This window comes from Lysinibacillus sp. GbtcB16 (assembly GCF_019091145.1).
GTDB lineage: Bacteria > Bacillota > Bacilli > Bacillales_A > Planococcaceae > Lysinibacillus > Lysinibacillus fusiformis.
In genome coordinates this window covers 1-322 of the sequence record NZ_JAGXJV010000226.1, presented here as the reverse complement: position 1 = coordinate 322, position 322 = coordinate 1, and the positions used below count along the sequence as shown (strand labels likewise).

Annotated in this window: 1 pseudogene; it reads right to left on the bottom strand. The window is 39.1% G+C overall.

Annotated features, from left to right (window positions below):
- Positions 1–322, bottom strand: a pseudogene (locus tag KVT27_RS24095) (phage terminase small subunit); the annotation flags it as partial.

Below are 322 nucleotides of genomic sequence, written 5' to 3'. Positions count from 1 at the left end.
CTCTCGTGTAGTATCATCCTTGTCTTGTACAAACATGATATTCTGAGAGTAAATGATATTGGAATAGTGCAGTAAAATACTCTCCCAAATCATGGATACTGGATCATTCTGAAAAGCTCGGGCCAATTCTGTCTTAAGTTCAAATACTTCTGCAGGAAGGTACTTTCTAAATAAGCCATGCGTAACAGCATTATCATTACCTACTGGTGCACCATGACCAACAGCATTTTTATTTCCAGCAGGTGGACCACCTTTATTACCTACTGCATTTTTGTTCCCTTTTGGCGCTCCACGTTTTGCAGTACTACGTTCTTTATTTGTA